The following is a 16,721-nucleotide window of genomic DNA, read 5'->3' on the forward strand; positions in this document are numbered from 1 at the left end:
ACGCGCCTCGTGGGGGGTGACACCGTCACCCCCCATGACGGCGTCCAAGGGGGCGAAGCGATCTTCGCCCCGCCTGCGGTGGCGGTCCTGAGACGGGCTGTCGCCGGGGGAAAAAGACCATCAGGTTCCGCAAGGCTCACCCACAGAGCGACGGGTGAGAACCGGCGAGACAAACAGGAGTTCAAGTGATCCAGCAGGAGTCGCGGCTCAAGGTCGCCGACAACACCGGTGCGAAGGAAGTCCTTTGCATCCGTGTTCTCGGTGGCTCGGGCCGCCGTTACGCGGGAATCGGCGACATCATCGTCGCCACGGTCAAGGACGCCATTCCCGGCGGCACCGTGAAGAAGGGCGATGTGGTCAAGGCCGTCATCGTCCGCACCGTCAAGGAGCGCCGCCGTCCCGACGGTTCCTACATCCGCTTCGACGAGAACGCCGCCGTCATCATCAAGGACAGCGGCGACCCCCGGGGCACCCGCATCTTCGGTCCCGTCGGTCGTGAGCTGCGTGACAAGAAGTTCATGCGGATCATCTCGCTCGCGCCGGAGGTGTTGTAATGCCGAAGCTTCATGTGAAGAAGGGTGACCTCGTTCTGGTCATCGCCGGCAAGGACAAGGGTGCCAAGGGCCGTGTGATCGCCGCCCACCCGCGCGACGAGCGCGTCGTGGTCGAGGGCGTCAACATGGTCAAGAAGCACTCCAAGGAGACCAACCAGGGTCCGCGCGGCGCCAAGACCGGTGGCGTGCAGACCATGGAGGCCCCCATCCACGTGAGCAACGTCAAGAAGCTCAAGGATGAGAAGCCTGCCAAGGACGACAAGCCCGCCAAGAAGGAGTCGGCCAAGGCCGCTTCCGAGGAGACGGGTGAGGACAACTGATGACCGCGAACACCACCGAGACCGGACAGCGGGCCCTCCCGCGCCTCAAGCAGCGCTACCGCGAAGAGATCATCGCGAAGCTGAACGAGCAGTTCGAGTTCGAGAACATCATGCTGGTGCCCACCATCACCAAGATCAAGGTGAACATGGGCGTCGGCGAGGCCGCGCGTGACTCGAAGCTCATCGAAGGCGCCGTCCGCGACCTCACCGTGATCACCGGCCAGAAGCCGGCGGTCGTCCGCGCCCGCAAGTCCATCGCCCAGTTCAAGCTGCGCGAGGGCATGCCGATCGGCGCGCACGTCACGCTTCGCGGTGACCGCATGTGGGAGTTCCTCGACCGGCTGCTCTCGCTGGCGCTGCCCCGCATCCGTGACTTCCGCGGTCTGTCGCCCAAGCAGTTCGACGGCAACGGGAACTACACCTTCGGTCTCACCGAGCAGGTCATGTTCCACGAGATCGACCAGGACAAGGTCGACCGCCAGCGTGGTATGGACATCACGGTCGTGACCACCGCTAAGACCGACGACCAGGGCCGGGCGCTGCTGAAGCAGCTCGGATTCCCGTTCAAGGAGGCCTGATCATGGCGAAGACGTCGCTCAAGGTCAAGGCTGCTCGTAAGGCCAAGTTCGAGGTCCGGGCGTACACTCGGTGCTCGCGCTGTGGTCGTCCCCGCGCCGTCTACAGGAAGTTCGGCCTGTGCCGCATCTGCTTCCGCGAGATGGCGCACCGGGGCGAGCTGCCCGGCATCACCAAGTCGAGCTGGTAGCCCTTCGCGCGGCCCCGTGAGCGATCACGGGCCCGCGCGGGGCACCGGCCGCACATAGAAGTCGTATTCACCGGGCGCCGGCTACAGGCGCCCATGACCGCACCGTAGGTCCCCTGTGGAAACCGCGGTGAGGAAGGCCACCGGCCATGACGATGACGGACCCGATCGCAGACATGCTGACGCGTCTGCGAAACGCGAACTCGGCGTACCACGACAGCGTGGCGATGCCGTACTCGAAGATCAAGGCGCACATCGCCGAGATCCTCCAGCAGGAGGGTTACATCCAGTCCTGGAGCGTCGAAGACGCCAAGGTCGGAAAGAACCTCGTGGTGGAGCTGAAGTTCGGGCCGACCCGTGAGCGGTCCCTCGCGGGCCTGCGCCGGGTTTCCAAGCCCGGCCTGCGGGTTTATGCAAAGAAGGACAACCTGCCCCGAGTCCTGGGCGGACTGGGCGTCGCGATCATCTCGACGTCCGGCGGTCTCATGACTGACAAGCAGGCCGGCAAGCGTGGAGTGGGCGGGGAAGTCCTCGCCTTCGTTTGGTAAGAGGGGAGAACGAACAGCATGTCAAGAATCGGACGGCTGCCCATCCCCGTACCGAACGGAGTGGACGTCGCCATCGACGGCCGGGACGTCACGGTCAAGGGTCCTAAGGGCACGCTTTCACACACGGTCGCGGAGCCCATCGCGATCGCCAAGGGTGACGACGGCAACCTGAACGTCACCCGCCCCAACGACGAGAACAAGGTCCGTGCGCTGCACGGCCTGTCCCGCACCCTGGTCGCCAACATGGTGACCGGTGTGACCCAGGGTTACTCGAAGACCCTGGAGATCGTGGGCGTCGGTTACCGCGTGCAGGCCAAGAGCCCGACTCAGCTCGAGTTCGCTCTCGGTTTCAGCCACCCGGTGATCGTCGACGCCCCCGAGGGTGTCACCTTCCGGGTCGAGAGGCCGACGCTGTTCCACGTGGACGGCATCGACAAGCAGAAGGTCGGCGAGATCGCCGCGAACATCCGCAAGTTGCGCAAGCCCGACCCGTACAAGGGCAAGGGCGTGCGTTACCAGGGTGAAGTTATCCGCCGCAAGGTCGGAAAGGCTGGTAAGTAGGCATGGCTGGCAAGACTGCGTTCGGCAAGCACACGGCCGCCCGCGCCGTCTCGCGGGCCCGCCGCCACGGCCGAGTCCGCAAGAAGGTGGCCGGTACGGCCACGCGTCCGCGCCTGGTCGTCAACCGCTCCACGAAGCACCTCTTCGTGCAGATCGTCGACGACACCCAGGGCCACACGCTGGTGAGCGCGTCCACCATGGACGCCTCCCTGCGCACGGCGGAGGGCGCCAAGACCGACAAGGCCAAGCAGGTCGGCGAGCTTCTCGCTCAGCGGGCCAAGGCAGCCGGGATCACCGCGGTCGTGTTCGACCGGGGTGGCAACCGCTACGCGGGCCGCATCGCGGCGCTGGCAGACAGCGCACGCGAAGGCGGACTGGAGTTCTGATGACTCCGTCCCAGGATCGCAATCCAGGATCGCAACCGATGGCCCGTCTTACGAATGAGAAGAGGAACCACTAATGGCTGGAGCTCCGCGTCGCGGTGGCGCCGCCGGTGGCGAGCGGCGTGACGGTCGTCGTGACGATCGCCGCGGTGGAAACGCTGACAAGGGCGTCTCGTACATCGAGCGCGTTGTGAAGATCAACCGAGTGGCCAAGGTCGTGAAGGGTGGTCGTCGCTTCAGCTTCACCGCCCTCGTCATCGTCGGTGACGGCAACGGCATGGTCGGCGTCGGCTACGGCAAGGCCAAGGAAGTGCCCGCGGCGATCGCCAAGGGCGTCGAAGAGGCGAAGAAGCACTTCTTCAAGGTGCCCCGCATCCAGGGCACCATCCCGCACATCGTGCAGGGCGAAGAGGCCGCGGGCGTCGTCTTCCTGCGTCCGGCCTCGCCCGGTACCGGCGTCATCGCCGGTGGCCCGGTGCGCGCCGTGCTGGAGTGCGCGGGCATCCACGACGTGCTGTCCAAGTCGCTCGGCTCGGACAACCCGATCAACATCGTGCACGCCACCGTGGCGGCCCTGAAGGGCCTCAGCCGCCCCGAGGAGATCGCGGCCCGCCGTGGCCTCCCGATCGAGGACGTCGCCCCCAAGAGGATGCTCAAGGCTCGCGCCGAGGGCCTCGCGGAGGCCGCGGCCGCGAAGGCGGTGAGCTAGTCCATGGCACGCCTGAAGATTACCCAGGTCCGTTCCAAGATCGGTGGCAAGCAGAACCAGCGTGACTCGCTGCGCTCGCTCGGTCTGAAGCGAATCGGCGACGTCGTTGTCAAGGAGGACCGCCCGGAGATCCGCGGCATGGTCACCGTGGTGACGCACCTCGTCACCGTGGAAGAGGTCGACTAGACATGGCAGAGAACACTCCGCTCCGCATCCACCACCTGCGTCCGGCCCCCGGCGCCAACAAGTCGAAGGTCCGCAAGGGCCGCGGCGAGGCGTCCAAGGGCAAGACCTCGGGTCGTGGCACCAAGGGCACGAGGGCGAGGAACAAGGTTCCGCTCGGCTTCGAGGGTGGTCAGGTTCCGCTGCAGCGGCGCCTGCCCAAGTTCAAGGGCTTCTCCAACGCCCTGTTCAAGACGACCTACCAGGTCGTCAACCTTGACAGGCTCGGCGAGCTGTTCCCCGACGGTGGCGACGTCACCGTCGACACGCTCGTCGCCAAGGGCGCGGTTCGCAAGAACCAGCTCGTCAAGGTTCTGGGAACCGGTGACATCTCCGTGGCGTTGAACGTGGAGGCGCACGCCTTCTCGGCCAAGGCCAAGGACAAGATCGCCGCTGCCGGGGGCTCCGTCTCCGAGCTGTAGGCGTTATCATCACGCGGCGCGGGGGCTCGTAATGGGCTCCCGCGCCCGTAGTGCGTTAGAGTTCGCTGGACAGTGGGCCTCGACTCATTTCCTTGGGCTCATTGACTGGATATGGCAAAGATGGAACACCCCCGCACCATCGCTGACCGACCTCGCCTTTCAGGCGCGCAGGAGGGACCGTGCTGACCGCATTTACCCGAGCGTTCCGTACGCCGGACCTGCGTAAGAAGCTGCTCTTCACTTTGGGCATCATCGCGCTGTTCCGACTTGGGTCGGTCCTGCCGACTCCGGGTGTGCATACCGAGAACATCAGCCGTTGTCTCACCCAGGCGCAGGCGGGGGACGCGGGCAACATCTACGGAATGGTGCAGCTGTTCAGCGGCGGCGCCCTTCTGAAACTTTCCGTTTTCGCCCTCGGCATCATGCCGTACATCACCGCGAGCATCATTCTCCAGCTGCTCGTCGTGGTCATCCCGCGCCTGGAAGCCCTCAAGAAGGAGGGGCAGGCCGGACAGACCAAGATCACGCAGTACACCCGTTACCTCACGGTCGGCCTGGCCGTCCTGCAGTCGACCGCCTTCGTGGCCCTGGCCCGCAGCGGCCAGCTGTTCCCGCAGTGCCGCGAGGAGATCCTCCTCGACAAGGACAACGTCTTCGCCATCGTCACGATGGTGCTGACCATGACCGCCGGCACCGCCGTCGTCATGTGGCTGGGCGAGCTGGTCACCGACCGCGGCATCGGCAACGGCATGTCGATCCTGATCTTCACGCAGGTCATCGCGGTCTTCCCGTCCGAGCTGCTGAACATCGCCCGCCAGAAGGGCGGCTTCGTCTTCGCCGTGGTCATCGTCGTCGGTATCGCGATGATCGCCCTGGTCGTGATGGTGGAGCAGGCACAGCGCCGGATCCCGGTGCAGTACGCCAAGCGCATGGTCGGCCGCAGAATGTACGGCGGGACGTCGACCTACATCCCGCTGAAGGTCAACCAGGCCGGCATCATCCCGGTCATCTTCGCCTCCTCGCTGCTCTACCTTCCGCAGCTGATCACGACGCTCTTCACGAACACCCAGGAAGAGCCGCACCCGATCATCCAGTGGATCTCCCAGGAGTTCGGCGGCGGCGGGACCACCCCGACCTACATGATCACCTTCTTCCTGCTCATCGTCTTCTTCACGTACTTCTACGTGTCGATTACCTTCAACCCCGTTGAGGTCGCCGACAACATGAAGAAGTACGGTGGGTTCATCCCGGGCATCCGCCCGGGTCGCCCGACGGCTGAGTACCTGCACTACGTGCTCACGCGACTCACCGCTCCCGGCGCGCTGTATCTGGGCCTGATCTCCATGGTGCCGATCGTCGCGCTGGCGCTCGTCGGCGCGAGTCAGAACTTCCCGTTCGGAGGAACGAGCATTCTGATCATGGTTGGTGTCGGCCTCGACACCGTGAAGCAGATCGAGAGCCAGCTGCAGCAGCGCAACTATGAAGGCTTCCTGAAGTAGTGCGCCTCGTCCTGGTCGGGCCCCCCGGAGCGGGTAAGGGGACACAGGCCCAGTTCGTCGCATCGAACCTGTCGATCCCGAAGATTTCGACAGGTGACATCTTCCGCGCCAATGTCTCGGGCGGCACGGAGCTCGGCAAGCTTGCCAAGGAATACATGGACCGCGGCGATCTCGTACCCGACGAGGTCACCATCGCGATGGTCCGCGACCGCCTCGCCGAGAACGACGCGCAGGACGGTTTCCTGCTCGACGGCTTCCCCAGGAACGTGCCCCAGGCCGAGATCCTGAAGAAGATCCTCGCCGAGTTCGAGGTCGGTCTGGACGTCGTCCTGGAGCTCGTGGTCGACGACGAGGAGGTCGTCCGCAGGCTCGCGGGACGCCGGACCTGCAGCCAGTGCGGCCGCATCTGGCACGTCGACTTCGATGACAAGAAGGACGACGTCTGCGACGCCTGCGACGGCCGGCTGTACCAGCGGGACGACGACAAGGAGGCGACCGTCAGGCACCGCCTGGAGGTCTACCAGGAGCAGACCGCTCCTCTGGTCTCCTTCTACGCCGACGAGGGGATCCTGGTCGGCGTGGACGCCACCGGTCCGGTGGAAGAGGTCACCCAGCGCGCGATGGAGGCTCTGACCCCCTTCATCGACTAGCGAACCGATATGCACCGAGCACGCCACCCATGGGTTTCTCATGGGTGGCGTGCTGTCATTTAGGGCAGAATCGGGGGAATTGGGCTCCCGGACCGCCCGTTGAACCACCTCAGGGGGTGTGCACGTGTTCAAGAAGAACAAGCACGGAATCCAGATGAAGACGCCCGAGCAGGTGGACAAGATGCGGGCGGCGGGCCTCGTGGTCGGCCGTACCCTGCAGCTCCTGCGGGAGAGCGTCCAGCCGGGCATGACGCCCCTGGACCTGGACGCGATCGCGGAGAAGGCGATCAGGGCCGAGGGGGCGATCCCCTCCTTCAAGGGCTACCAGGGCTTCCCCGCGACGATCTGTGCCTCGGTCAACCACGAGGTCGTCCACGGCATCCCGAGTGACCGCCGTCCGCTGCGGGAGGGCGACATCATCTCGATCGACTGCGGCGCCATCCTGGACGGCTGGCACGGAGACTCGGCCATCACGGTCCCGATCGGCGAGGTGGATCCCAAGCTGACCGAGCTGATGCGGGTCACCGAGGAGGCCATGTGGCGGGGCATCGCCGCGCTCACCGTGGGCCGCCACCTGTCCGACATCGGACACGAGGTGGAGAAGTACGTCCGCTCCCAGGGGCGCTACGGCATCCCGCAGGAGTACGGCGGCCACGGCATCGGCACCGAGATGCACATGGACCCGTGGGTGGCCAACCACGGCAAGCCCGGCCGGGGCCCGAAGTTCGAGCCGGGCATGTGCTTCGCCGTCGAGCCCATGGTCAACCTCGGGACGGACCGGACCAAGGTGCTGGCCGACGACTGGACCGTGGTCACGATCGACGGGAAGGTCTCCGCACACTTCGAACACAGCGTCGCCGTGACACATAATGGGCCTTGGGTATTGACCGCCCTTGACGGGGGGAAAGAGCGGCTTGCCGGACTGTTGGGAGACATGGGCTGATTCGGGCCCATCGGTGAGCGGAAGTGGTTGACATGGCGGCTGGTCCGGAGATGCGAGCCTCCGATGGAGATCGCGACAAGATCGCCTCGGTCCTGAGGGAGCACTACGCCCAGGGCCGACTGACCACGGAGGAGTTCGACGAGCGCCTCGAACAGCTCTACACCAGCAAGACGTACGGCGAGCTCGCCGTCCTCACCTCCGACCTTCCCGACGTCGACCTGCGCCGGCTCCCCGAGACCCCTTCCCGGGCCCCTGAGCGCACCAAGGCGGACAAAAAGAAGGACGCGCAGAGCAAGGGCCTGGCGGCCGCCTGGGCCGCCTGGGCGACGGCCAGCGGCGTCAACTGGATGATCTGGCTCATCATCGGGATAACAGGTGACTTCCCGTACCCGTGGCCTTTGTGGGTCATGGGCCCGTGGGGCGTGGTGTTGCTGGTGACCACGATCGCCGGTGGCCAGGCGCGCGACAGGAACCGGGACAGGAAGCGGTAATAGTGCACTCTGGGCGTTGAGTGTGCATTCCTCCACAGATAAGCCCATTGAATCTTCCTAACGTGAGCGGTGTCCGGACAGCCGGACCCCGGTTCACAGGAGGAAGATTCAATGAGCAAGATCCGTACAGCCCTGGTCGGAGCGGCGCTGGCAGGTTCGCTGGCCGCGGGCGTGGTCGCCGCCCCGTCGGCGATGGCCTCGGCCGGGTCCGCGGTCGCGGTCCAGGAGACCCAGGCGTCGAGCAAGCACTTCTTCGGCCCGTACTACTCGGGCTTCGGCGGTGGCGAGAGCTTCGGCCGGCGCTCCTACTTCAAGGGCTACTGGACCAGCAGCGGTGGCCGCTACTGGTTCTACGGCGACCTGTTCGACCGCGACCGTGACCGCCAGCGCAGCTACGTGTGGTTCAAGTGGCACGACAGGTTCGGCTCGCACAGCAAGGTGTTCAGCACCTTCGGCCACTCCGGCTTCAGCAAGTTCGGCGGGTTCAAGAAGAGCAACGGCTTCGACGACTTCAAGATCCGCGTCTGCGAGGGCACCGACAGGTTCGACGACTGCGGCGGCTGGGGCGACGCCTTCTGATCTCCTCCCGCGTGTTTCGGGGAGACGGTCCGAGGGGTCGAGATCATCCGGTGGGGGCGGGGGCCCTTCGACGGGATGCCGAGGTGTTGATCGAGGAGTGCTGATCGAGAAGAGCCCGCCGAGGATGATCGGTCAAGCAATATTGATCGATAAGGTTGGCCGAACAAGCCCTCCGGCGCCGGGTCGCCGGAGGGCTTTCCCGTGCGGCATGGTGGCGGGGCTTTCCCGTGCAGGACGGCGGCGTCCGCCCGTCCCGGCTGCCGGGATGCTGGCCTGACCTGGCCGGACATGCCACAATGGGGGCACGAGTATTCGCGCGTCGAGCCGTGCCGTCCGTCCCGCTCGGGATCTGCGGTATCCTTTGTAGCGGTTGTGTCAAGGTACCGGCCGTGTGTTTCGCATTTCCTCGCCCGGTGCCGTACACTCCTTCTTCGGTTCACTATGACCATTGCGCATCGGCGGTGTCGCAACCGCCGCTCTCATCGAAGCGCTGGGTCGCGGCTGCTTAGTGTTCCGAAGCCTCAGACGACCGATCAGTGAAACGCGAGGGACATGGCCAAGAAAGACGGCGCCATCGAGATCGAGGGCACTGTGGTTGAGTCGCTCCCGAACGCGATGTTCCGGGTGCAACTCGACAACGGCCATAAGGTCCTGGCCCACATCAGCGGGCGGATGCGGATGCACTACATCCGGATCCTTCCTGACGACAGGGTTGTCGTCGAACTGAGCCCCTACGACCTCAGTCGTGGGCGGATCGTCTACCGATACAAGTAAGCGCGTCTGAGGGACGAATAGGACTATGAAGGTCAAGCCGAGCGTCAAGAAGATCTGTGACAAGTGCAAGGTGATTCGCCGGCACGGTCGCGTCATGGTGATCTGCGACAACCTGCGCCACAAGCAGCGCCAGGGTTAGTCGCTCCAAACAAGGCCCCGTGAGAGTCCGCTCGTAAGAGGCGGACTCGATCCATGTGGGGCTTTCACGTAATCGTGTCTCACACCTGCGTCGGCGGCTCGCGCCGTACCCCGCAGGAGACCCCCGGTCGGAGGCCGGGGCCCTCACCCCGGGCATGGGGAGGGGAAGTGAGGCGCAGGACCTCCGCCACAACGAAGGAGAATGCCCGACCATGGCCCGCCTGGTTGGTGTAGACCTCCCCCGCGACAAGCGGCTGGAGATCGCTCTCACCTACATTTTCGGAATCGGCCGCACTCGTGCGCTCGAAACCCTCAAGGCCACCGGCGTCAACGGCGACCTGCGGGTTCACCAGCTGACCGACGAAGAGCTGGTGCCGCTGCGCGACTACATCGAGGCGAACTACAAGATCGAGGGTGACCTCCGTCGCGAAGTTCAGGCCGACATCCGTCGCAAGATCGAGATTCAGTGCTACCAGGGCATTCGGCACCGCCGTGGCCTTCCCGTGCACGGTCAGCGCACGCAGACCAACGCACGCACCCGTAAGGGCAAGAAGAAGACCGTGGCCGGCAAGAAGAAGCCCGGTAAGAAGTAGTCCGCGTAGCCGCAGGACCGAAGACCTCAGGAGTGAAGGCAAAGAATGCCTCCTAAGAGCCGCCAGGGTGCACCCAAGAAGGTGCGCCGCAAGGAAAAGAAGAACGTCGCTCACGGGCACGCCCACATCAAGAGCACGTTCAACAACACGATCGTCTCGATCACCGACCCGAGTGGGAACGTGATCTCCTGGGCCAGCGCCGGCCACGTCGGGTTCAAGGGCTCTCGTAAGTCCACCCCGTTCGCGGCGCAGATGGCCGCGGAGAACGCCGCCCGCCGCGCCATGGAGCACGGCATGCGCAAGGTCGATGTCTTCGTCAAGGGCCCCGGCTCCGGCCGTGAGACCGCGATCCGGTCGCTGCAGGCGACCGGCCTCGAGGTCGGGTCCATCCAGGACGTCACCCCCGTGCCGCACAACGGCTGCCGTCCGCCCAAGCGCCGTCGCGTCTGACGCCCAGGAGAAGATAGAAAATGGCTCGTTACACGGGTGCGGACTGCAAGCTTTGCCGCAGGGAGAAGACCAAGCTCTTCCTCAAGGGCAAGAAGTGCGAGTCCGCGAAGTGCCCCATCGAGATCCGTCCTTACCCGCCGGGTGAGCACGGCCGCGGTCGTCCCAAGGAGTCTGAGTACCAGCTCCAGCTTCGTGAGAAGCAGAAGACCCGCCGCATCTACGGCGTCCTCGAGAAGCAGTTCCACAACTACTACGAGGAAGCCAACCGCAAGACCGGCAAGACCGGCGAGAACCTCCTCCAGATCCTGGAGAGCCGTCTCGACAACGTGGTCTACCGCGCCGGTTTCGCGGAGTCGCGCGACGCCGCCCGCCAGCAGGTCCGTCACGGCCACATCCTGGTGAACGGCAAGAAGGTCGACATCCCGTCGTACCGGGTGCGCGAGCACGACATCGTCGAGGTCCGCGAGAAGTCGCGCAACCTCCTGCCCTACGAGGTGGCCCGCGCCACCGCCGGTGACAAGACGTACCCGGCGTGGCTCGGCGTCGTCCCGGACGCGCTGCGCGTCCTGGTCCACCAGCTCCCGGTCCGTCAGCAGATCGACACCCAGGTCCAGGAGCAGTTGATCGTCGAGCTCTACTCCAAGTAGCGGCTCCTCAGGTGCCGTGCGGCGATCAGCCGTACGGCACCTATGCTGTTGTTCGAGCGGCGTCAAATAGCGGGCGTCGCCATGCAAGGGAGATCTCACCATGCTGATCGCTCAGCGTCCCTCCCTCCTTGAGGAGTCCCTCGAGGAGACCCGGTCCAAGTTCATCATCGAGCCGCTGGAGCCGGGTTTCGGCTACACCATCGGCAACTCGCTGCGCCGCACGCTGCTGTCGTCCATCCCGGGCGCGGCCGTGACCAGCATCCGCATCGAGGGTGTGCTGCACGAGTTCACCACCGTGCCGGGCGTCAAGGAGGATGTCACCGACATCATCCTGAACCTCAAGGACCTGGTCGTCTCCTCCGAGCACGACGAGCCCGTGGTGATGTACCTGCGCAAGCAGGGCCCCGGTGACGTCACCGCCGCCGACATCGCGCCCCCGGCCGGTGTCGAGGTGCACAACCCCGAGCTGCGCATCGCCACCCTGAACGGCAAGGCGAAGCTGGAGATGGAGCTGACCGTCGAGCGCGGTCGCGGCTACGTCTCCGCCGCGCAGAACAAGCAGCCGGGCCAGGAGATCGGCCGCATCCCGATCGACTCCATCTACTCCCCGGTGCTCAAGGTCACCTACAAGGTCGAGGCGACCCGAGTCGAGCAGCGCACCGACTTCGACCGTCTGATCCTGGACGTCGAGACCAAGCCGTGCATGAAGCCCCGCGACGCGGTGGCCTCCGCCGGTAAGACCCTCGTCGAGCTGTTCGGTCTCGCCCGCGAGCTGAACGTCGAGGCCGAGGGCATCGACATCGGCCCGTCGCCGACGGACGCGGCGCTCGCCGCCGACCTGGCGCTGCCGATCGAGGAGCTGAACCTCACGGTCCGCTCCTACAACTGCCTCAAGCGCGAGGGCATCCACACCGTGGGTGAGCTCGTGGCCCGCAGCGAGCAGGACCTGCTCGACATAAGGAACTTCGGTGCCAAGTCCATCGAAGAGGTCAAGCAGAAGCTGCACGAGATGACGCTCGCGCTCAAGGACTCCCCGCCCGGGTTCGACCCGAGCGCGGTGGCCGGCGGCGGCTACGACGACGACGACAGCGCGTACGTCGAGACCGAGCAGTACTGAGTTCCGGGACGTCCCGCGGTGTCTCGCGGGCGTCTCGCGACACCGGGTGACTCCTCGTCGCCCCGGGTGTCACCGAGTTTCACGATGACGGAGGCCCTCCGGCCCCCGGCCCGACCCCGGTACCTCGTACGGCCGGGGCGGGTTTACTCCCAAGGAGAACGTTATGCCTAGGCCCACCAAGGGTGCCCGTCTCGGCGGCAGCCCGGCCCACGAGCGGCTGATCCTGGCGAACCTCGCCACCCAGCTGTTCCAGCACGGCCGGATCAAGACCACCGAGGCCAAGGCGAAGCGTCTGCGTCCGGTGGCGGAGAAGCTGATCACCAAGGCGAAGAAGGGCGACATGCACAACCGTCGCCAGGTGCTGACGATCGTCAAGGACAAGAGCGTCGTCCACCACCTCTTCACCGAGATCGCTCCCACCTTCGCCGAGCGTCCCGGTGGCTACACCCGGATCACCAAGATCGGTCTCCGCAAGGGCGACGCCGCCCCCATGGCCGTGATCGAGCTGGTGTCCGAGCCGCTGAACACGGTCAAGGTCGGCCAGACCCCGGCCGCCGCCGCCAAGGCCACCGCGCCCAAGGCGACGGAGGCCAAGGAGGCCGAGGTCGAGGAGGCCAAGGCCGAGACCACCGAGGAGACGACCGAGGCTCCCGCCGAGGAGACCGAGGCGAAGAAGGACAACGCCTGATCCCAGGCTCTGCGCTGACTTCAAGATCTGCGCTGACTTCAAGATCTGCGCTGACTTCAAGATCTGCGCTGACTTCAAGATCTGCGCTGACTTCAGGTCTGTGTTGATTTCAGGCTCCGTGAACGGGCCCGGCACCTCCTCCACGGGGGGTGCCGGGCCCTTTCCGTTCTCCAGGCGGTCTCCCGGACGGTCTCCGGACGCCCTTCCGGGAGTTCCGGGGAGGGCTGCCGGAGGCCACGGGAGCCCGTGAGAGTTCCAGAAAGGAACCATCGTGGTACGGCTGAGGCTGGATCTCGCCTATGACGGCACCGACTTCTCCGGCTGGGCGAAGCAGCCCGGTCGGCGTACGGTCCAGGGGGAGATCGAGGGGGCGCTCGGCAGGATCCTGCGGCTCGCCGAGCCCCCGGCGCTGACCGTGGCCGGGCGGACCGACGCGGGCGTGCACGCCCGCGGCCAGGTGGCCCACGTCGACCTGGACCCCGGCGCGCTCGGTGCCCTGGACGGCCGCGACCGCCGGAGGGGGGCCGGGGGCGAGGCACCCGAGCCGGGATCCGCGCCGGAGCTCACGGAGCTCGCGGAGTTCGACGAGAGGCTCTCTGCCATGCGCAGGAGGCTCGCCGGGGTCCTGCCGCCCGATGTGCGTGTGCGTCTCGTCACGGTGGCTCCTGAGGGCTTCGACGCCCGGTTCTCGGCGTTGTCGAGGCGGTACGCCTACCGGATCTCCGACGCCCCGGGCGGGGTCGACCCGCTCCGCCGCCGCGAGGTCGTCTGGTACAACAGGCCGCTCGACGTGGACAGGCTGAACGAGGCCGCCGCCGCTCTCCTCGGCGAGCACGACTTCGCCGCGTTCTGCAAGAGGCGCGAGGGCGCGACCACGATCCGCGAGCTCCAGCGGCTCGACTGGGTCCGTTCGGAGGGGCTCGTCGTCGCGACGGTGACGGCCGACGCGTTCTGCCACTCCATGGTCCGGGCGCTCGTCGGATCGCTGCTGCCCGTCGGTGAGGGCCGGCTCCCGGTCGACTGGCCGGGAGGGGTGCTGGCGAGGGCCGTACGGGACTCGGGGGTGCACGTCGCGCCCGCGCACGGGCTCTGCCTGGAGGAGGTGCGCTATCCCGGCGCCGAGGAGCTCGCCCGGCGGGCCGCGGAGACCCGCCGGGTGCGGACGCTCAGCTCGTGACGCGGCGCTCCACGACCTTCGCGGTCTGGTCGCGGAAGGCGCCGCTGACCTTGCCCAGGCCCTTCTCCTTCGCGGTCGGCGTGTGCCCGTCGCTGAAGGTGGCGTAGCTGAACACGATGTAGCGGCCCCACACCATCCCGGCCGCGTAGCCGCCCGCGATGTGCACCCGCTCGCCGCCCGTGCCCGCGGCCGAGGGCAGGCCGCGGAACCAGAGGTTGCTGCCGAGGTTCTTGGCCTTGTCGGCCGCGACCGCGGACTCGCGGGTGGGCAGCACGGCGATCCCCGTGGTGACGGCGTATCTCCGCTTGCTGTCCACGTACGTCGCCCGCAGCACCCGGCGGCAGTCCTGGGTGCGCAGGGTGCCGGCGAACTTGCCGGACGCGGCCTTCTGGCACTGCTCGGTGACGTCGGTCTTGACCCTGGTGAACGTCGTCCCGGCCACGGACACCTTCTTGCCGAAGGCGTCGGCCACGGTCATCGTGCCCGGGTCGGTCTTCTCCGAGTTGAGCATCGTGGTGTTGATCGGCTCGGGCTCGCCGGTGATGTCCAGGTCGTCGGTGGGGTCGAGGGTTCCGGAGCTGGGGATCGGATCCGTCGCGGTCGCCGACTGCTTGGCGCTGAACGACCGGTAGGCGAAGAAGGCGCCGGTGCCGATGCCGACCACGACGACCGCGACCACGGCCGCGATCAGCGTCGTACTCGCCCTGCTGCGGGCCGGCGCGGGGGGCGGGGGCGGGGGCTCGGGGGTGAAGGCCGAGAGCGGGGTGAACGCCCCGCGCGTCGTCGCCGGGGTGGTCCCGAGGACCGCCGTCGACTCGCCCGCCGGCGCGGAGGGCGCCTGCGGGGGCGGGAGGACCGGGAACGGCGGGGCGACGCCGGTGATGACGGGGATGCCGCCCGGCGGGGTCGCGTCGGAGACGGGGAAGGGCTGCGCGGCCGTCTGACCGGGGTCGCCGGCCTGGGAGGGCGTCCGGTCGGGGGCGGCCTGTTCGAGGGGCGGCGTGGGCACCGGCGAGGTCGGCTCCGCTTCCGGTCGGGTGACGGGCTGGGCCATGGGCGCTGTCATGGGCGCGGTCATGGGGGGCCGGGCCGCCGGAGCGGAACCGGCCGGTAAGGGAAGGGGCTCGGCCGGGGGGCCGGCCGGTGAGGGCGAGGTGGACTGCTGGGGAGACGCCTGCGCGGGGGGCTGCCCGGCGAGCGGGTTCCGCTGGGGCGCGAGGCCGTGGCCGGTCTCCAGGAGGTCCCCCTGCTCGGGGTGCCCCGGCGCGGCGGACCCGGTGGCGCGGACGTCGACCGTGGTGTCGCCGCTCTCGCCCGGCTCCTGGTGGGGGACGGCGTCCGGCGGCCATACGGCGACGTCGCCCGGCTCCCCAGGGCGGGCGGCGCTCTCCTCGGGGTCGGTCGTCCACACCGGCTCGCCGGTCGCGGCGGGCCAGGGGGCCTCCTGGCCGGACGAGGGCCAGACCTGCATGCCCGCGGCCGCGGCCGTGAAGGCGGGCGGCGGCTGCCAGGGAGGCGCGCCCGGCACGATGGGCGCGGTGGACAGCGGCTGGTCGTTTCCGGGTGCGGGACCGCCGTGCTCGTGGCGCTCGCCCTCGCCGGTCCCGCCGGGCCGCGAAGGGGCGGCCGGGTCCGTCGGCCAGGCGGGGGAGGAGTCGTCCCGGAGCGGGGGTGGCCAGGCGGGGGAGGTCGCGTCGGAGGCGGGGGTGCCGGGCCAGGACGGGCCCGGGGAGTCGGGCGTGCTCGGCGGTGCCGGCCAGGCGGGAGAGGTCGCGTCAGAGGCGGTGGAGGCGCCGGGCCACGCCGGGCCGGGAGGATCGCCGGGCCCGGGAGGGCCGGGCCAGGGCGCCGACGGCTGGTCGCCGGGAGACGGCCAGGCGGGGGAGGAGTCGTCCCGGAGCGGGGGTGGCCAGGCGGGGGAGGTCGCGTCGGAGGCGGGGGTGCCGGGCCAGGACGGGCCCGGGGAGTCGGGCGTGCTCGGCGGTGCCGGCCAGGCGGGAGGGGAGGGCTCCGGGGGCGTGGGGGAGTTGATCCACGCCGGGGGGGCCGGGTCGGGCCGGGAGAACTCGGACCAGGTGGGGCCCGAGGGGCCGGGCGGGAACCCGGGGCGCGGGTCTGGGAACTCGGGGCGCGGGCCCGAGAGCTCGGAGGGCAGATCCGGCCGGGCGCTCCCCGGGGGGCCGGGCGGGAAGCCGGGCCTGGCGGGGCCGGAGGGCTCGGGGGAGAACTCGGGTCGCGGGAGACCTGAGGGTTCCGGGTGCGGGAGCGGTTCGGGCCGGGGCGCGGGGTGCGAGGAGCCGGGCCAGGGGGCGGGCGGGTCGTCCTCCGGCTGGGCGTACCAGTCGTAGGGGGCCCCGTCGCCGGGGACCGTCCATGGCTGAGCCGCCCCGGGGGCCGCCTCCGGCCACGCGGAAGGGCTGTGGGGCTGCTCGTCACCTGTGAGATCGGTCCGTAGCACGTGGGGCGAGGGCTGGCCGAAACTCGGCGGCGGCG

24 protein-coding genes are annotated in these 16,721 nt (G+C 67.9%); 23 read left to right on the forward strand and 1 reads right to left on the reverse strand.

From position 1 onward, the window contains the following. The first annotated feature begins 185 nt into the window (after positions 1 to 185). The 23 genes from rplN (at position 186) to truA (ending at position 14,228) form a co-directional block, all read left to right on the forward strand. Positions 186 to 554 carry a 50S ribosomal protein L14 gene (rplN, locus tag ACFFRH_RS23750; RefSeq protein ID WP_012887841.1) on the forward strand — a complete coding sequence of 123 codons (369 nt, stop codon included), beginning with the start codon at positions 186 to 188 and terminating at the stop codon, positions 552 to 554. Then, on the forward strand, positions 554 to 874 hold the full coding sequence (rplX, locus tag ACFFRH_RS23755) for a 50S ribosomal protein L24 (protein ID WP_344746700.1): 321 nt from the start codon (positions 554 to 556) through the stop codon (positions 872 to 874). Before rplN ends, rplX begins: the two co-directional genes overlap by 1 nt. Further along, positions 874 to 1,452, forward strand: coding sequence for a 50S ribosomal protein L5 (gene rplE, locus ACFFRH_RS23760; protein WP_329089947.1), 579 nt, complete (start codon positions 874 to 876; stop codon positions 1,450 to 1,452). Before rplX ends, rplE begins: the two co-directional genes overlap by 1 nt. A gap of 2 nt (positions 1,453 to 1,454) precedes the next feature. After that, complete coding sequence (locus ACFFRH_RS23765) at positions 1,455 to 1,640, forward strand: type Z 30S ribosomal protein S14 (RefSeq protein ID WP_012887844.1); 186 nt, start codon at positions 1,455 to 1,457, stop codon at positions 1,638 to 1,640. 146 nt (positions 1,641 to 1,786) lie between these two features. After that, positions 1,787 to 2,185 (forward strand): 30S ribosomal protein S8, encoded by a 399-nt coding sequence (rpsH, locus tag ACFFRH_RS23770; RefSeq protein ID WP_329089949.1) that lies wholly within the window; start codon positions 1,787 to 1,789, stop codon positions 2,183 to 2,185. Positions 2,186 to 2,203: 18 nt separating this feature from the next. Continuing rightward, positions 2,204 to 2,746, forward strand: coding sequence for a 50S ribosomal protein L6 (rplF, locus tag ACFFRH_RS23775; RefSeq protein ID WP_344746701.1), 543 nt, complete (start codon positions 2,204 to 2,206; stop codon positions 2,744 to 2,746). Positions 2,747 to 2,748: 2 nt separating this feature from the next. Continuing rightward, a complete protein-coding gene (gene rplR / locus ACFFRH_RS23780; protein WP_344746702.1) occupies positions 2,749 to 3,132 on the forward strand; it encodes a 50S ribosomal protein L18 in 384 nt (127 codons plus the stop codon). A 73-nt stretch (positions 3,133 to 3,205) separates the two neighbouring features. After that, a complete protein-coding gene (rpsE, locus tag ACFFRH_RS23785) occupies positions 3,206 to 3,838 on the forward strand; it encodes a 30S ribosomal protein S5 (RefSeq protein ID WP_329089955.1) in 633 nt (210 codons plus the stop codon). Between the two features lie 3 nt (positions 3,839 to 3,841). Continuing rightward, positions 3,842 to 4,024 (forward strand): 50S ribosomal protein L30, encoded by a 183-nt coding sequence (gene rpmD, locus ACFFRH_RS23790; RefSeq protein ID WP_012887849.1) that lies wholly within the window; start codon positions 3,842 to 3,844, stop codon positions 4,022 to 4,024. A 2-nt stretch (positions 4,025 to 4,026) separates the two neighbouring features. After that, a complete protein-coding gene (gene rplO / locus ACFFRH_RS23795; RefSeq protein ID WP_344746704.1) occupies positions 4,027 to 4,482 on the forward strand; it encodes a 50S ribosomal protein L15 in 456 nt (151 codons plus the stop codon). Between the two features lie 179 nt (positions 4,483 to 4,661). Further along, a complete protein-coding gene (secY, locus tag ACFFRH_RS23800) occupies positions 4,662 to 5,981 on the forward strand; it encodes a preprotein translocase subunit SecY (RefSeq protein ID WP_344746705.1) in 1,320 nt (439 codons plus the stop codon). Beyond that, the gene (locus ACFFRH_RS23805; RefSeq protein ID WP_344746706.1) at positions 5,981 to 6,631 is read left to right on the forward strand and encodes an adenylate kinase; all 651 of its coding nucleotides are present in this window, start codon (positions 5,981 to 5,983) and stop codon (positions 6,629 to 6,631) included. Before secY ends, ACFFRH_RS23805 begins: the two co-directional genes overlap by 1 nt. Before the next feature lie 124 nt (positions 6,632 to 6,755). Next, positions 6,756 to 7,574, forward strand: coding sequence for a type I methionyl aminopeptidase (gene map / locus ACFFRH_RS23810; protein WP_344746707.1), 819 nt, complete (start codon positions 6,756 to 6,758; stop codon positions 7,572 to 7,574). 50 nt (positions 7,575 to 7,624) lie between these two features. Then, a complete protein-coding gene (locus tag ACFFRH_RS23815; RefSeq protein WP_344746708.1) occupies positions 7,625 to 8,065 on the forward strand; it encodes a DUF1707 SHOCT-like domain-containing protein in 441 nt (146 codons plus the stop codon). A 111-nt stretch (positions 8,066 to 8,176) separates the two neighbouring features. Continuing rightward, entirely contained in the window at positions 8,177 to 8,644 is a 468-nt protein-coding gene (locus ACFFRH_RS23820; RefSeq protein WP_344746709.1) for a hypothetical protein, read from the forward strand. Between the two features lie 552 nt (positions 8,645 to 9,196). Further along, positions 9,197 to 9,418 (forward strand): translation initiation factor IF-1, encoded by a 222-nt coding sequence (infA, locus tag ACFFRH_RS23825; RefSeq protein WP_012887858.1) that lies wholly within the window; start codon positions 9,197 to 9,199, stop codon positions 9,416 to 9,418. 25 nt (positions 9,419 to 9,443) lie between these two features. Continuing rightward, complete coding sequence (gene rpmJ / locus ACFFRH_RS23830) at positions 9,444 to 9,557, forward strand: 50S ribosomal protein L36 (RefSeq protein WP_003956441.1); 114 nt, start codon at positions 9,444 to 9,446, stop codon at positions 9,555 to 9,557. A gap of 211 nt (positions 9,558 to 9,768) precedes the next feature. Further along, the gene (gene rpsM, locus ACFFRH_RS23835) at positions 9,769 to 10,149 is read left to right on the forward strand and encodes a 30S ribosomal protein S13 (RefSeq protein ID WP_012887859.1); all 381 of its coding nucleotides are present in this window, start codon (positions 9,769 to 9,771) and stop codon (positions 10,147 to 10,149) included. Positions 10,150 to 10,194: 45 nt separating this feature from the next. After that, positions 10,195 to 10,599 carry a 30S ribosomal protein S11 gene (gene rpsK / locus ACFFRH_RS23840; RefSeq protein WP_012887860.1) on the forward strand — a complete coding sequence of 135 codons (405 nt, stop codon included), beginning with the start codon at positions 10,195 to 10,197 and terminating at the stop codon, positions 10,597 to 10,599. A 20-nt stretch (positions 10,600 to 10,619) separates the two neighbouring features. Continuing rightward, on the forward strand, positions 10,620 to 11,246 hold the full coding sequence (rpsD, locus tag ACFFRH_RS23845; protein ID WP_030912875.1) for a 30S ribosomal protein S4: 627 nt from the start codon (positions 10,620 to 10,622) through the stop codon (positions 11,244 to 11,246). Positions 11,247 to 11,346: 100 nt separating this feature from the next. After that, positions 11,347 to 12,363: a DNA-directed RNA polymerase subunit alpha gene (locus tag ACFFRH_RS23850; protein WP_089210160.1), complete on the forward strand. Its 1,017-nt coding sequence runs from the start codon at positions 11,347 to 11,349 to the stop codon at positions 12,361 to 12,363. Between the two features lie 163 nt (positions 12,364 to 12,526). Further along, the gene (rplQ, locus tag ACFFRH_RS23855) at positions 12,527 to 13,051 is read left to right on the forward strand and encodes a 50S ribosomal protein L17 (RefSeq protein ID WP_344746710.1); all 525 of its coding nucleotides are present in this window, start codon (positions 12,527 to 12,529) and stop codon (positions 13,049 to 13,051) included. 271 nt (positions 13,052 to 13,322) lie between these two features. Further along, positions 13,323 to 14,228, forward strand: coding sequence for a tRNA pseudouridine(38-40) synthase TruA (gene truA, locus ACFFRH_RS23860; RefSeq protein WP_344746711.1), 906 nt, complete (start codon positions 13,323 to 13,325; stop codon positions 14,226 to 14,228). On the opposite strand, the gene ACFFRH_RS23865 is transcribed toward truA, so the two are convergent. Further along, complete coding sequence (locus ACFFRH_RS23865) at positions 14,218 to 16,686, reverse strand: hypothetical protein (protein ID WP_344746712.1); 2,469 nt, start codon at positions 16,684 to 16,686, stop codon at positions 14,218 to 14,220. The two genes, truA and ACFFRH_RS23865, sit on opposite strands and share 11 nt — an antisense overlap. Between the last annotated feature and the right edge of the window lie 35 nt (positions 16,687 to 16,721).

Origin of the sequence: Streptosporangium vulgare (assembly GCF_042428775.1) — a bacterium.
Taxonomy (GTDB): Bacteria; Actinomycetota; Actinomycetes; order Streptosporangiales; family Streptosporangiaceae; genus Streptosporangium; species Streptosporangium vulgare.